General features: G+C 63.4%; 2 protein-coding genes. Both read left to right on the top strand.

Going from position 1 to position 839, the window contains the following annotated elements:
• Positions 1-113: 113 nt before the first annotated feature.
• Entirely contained in the window at positions 114-602 is a 489-nt protein-coding gene (locus AC1D34_RS35750) for a tripartite tricarboxylate transporter TctB family protein (protein WP_441504784.1), read from the top strand.
• A 30-nt stretch (positions 603-632) separates the two neighbouring features.
• Positions 633-839, top strand: a 207-nt coding sequence (locus tag AC1D34_RS35745; RefSeq protein WP_476826808.1) for a tripartite tricarboxylate transporter permease, incomplete at its 3' end; no start/stop codon positions are given.

Below are 839 nucleotides of genomic sequence, written 5' to 3'. Positions count from 1 at the left end.
GCCGGCGGCAGGTCGTTTCCCGATTGGCCTTGTCCCGGCGCCTTCGACAGGACCGGGACAGGCGCGTTGAATGTGAAGAGACGGCCTGAAGCCGTTCGCTGGAGGAGGCTGCGATGATCACCCGCTTCTGGGCTGAATCCGCCATGGCCGTGGTCACGATGATCTTCGGGCTCGGCATCGTCTATGGTGCACTGGACTTCGGCGTCGGCTGGGATTCGTCCGGGCCACAGCCGGGCGCCTTCCCCTTCTATACCGGTCTGCTTGTTGCCGCCGCGAGCCTCGGCACCTTGGTGCTGACGCTGAGCAAGCGCTTTACCGGAAGCGGCAATCTGCAGGACGTCTTTCTCGATCGCGAGCAGGGCAAGCGCGTTGCCGCCTTCTTCCTGCCGATGCTGGCCTTCGCCGTGCTGAGCGTCACGCTCGGCATGTATGTCGCGACCATTCTCTATCTCGTCTTCACCATGCGCTTCCAGGGTCGCTACAGCTGGTTCGCCTCGCTCGGCACCGCCTTCGTGACGGCCGTGCTGTTCTATCTCGCGCTCGAAAAGTTCTTCCAGATCGGCCTGCTCAAGGGGCCGCTCGAGTCTTTCCTCGGCCTGTGATCATCTCCCTTTCCGGATCGGTGCCGCCTCATGGATAATGTCGCCTCCCTGATGCACGGCTTCTCGGTCGCGCTCACCACTCACCACATCCTGCTGATGATGGCGGGCGTCCTGCTCGGCATACTGGTTGGTGTCCTGCCCGGCCTCGGCGCGCCTAACGGCGTGTCGCTGATGCTGCCGCTGACCTTCTCGATGGATCCGGTCTCCGCGATCATCCTGCTGACCTCGCTCTACTGG

This window comes from Allobosea sp. P1_A7, from assembly GCF_056406775.1.
Note: the sequence above shows the minus strand (reverse complement) of the source record. Positions and strands in the feature narration are given on the sequence as shown.

Excerpts from the sequence above, each read along its gene's own strand:
- AC1D34_RS35750 (WP_441504784.1), top strand. The coding sequence starts at position 114 with ATGATCACCCGCTTCTGGGCTGAATCCGCCATGGCCGTGGTCACGATG.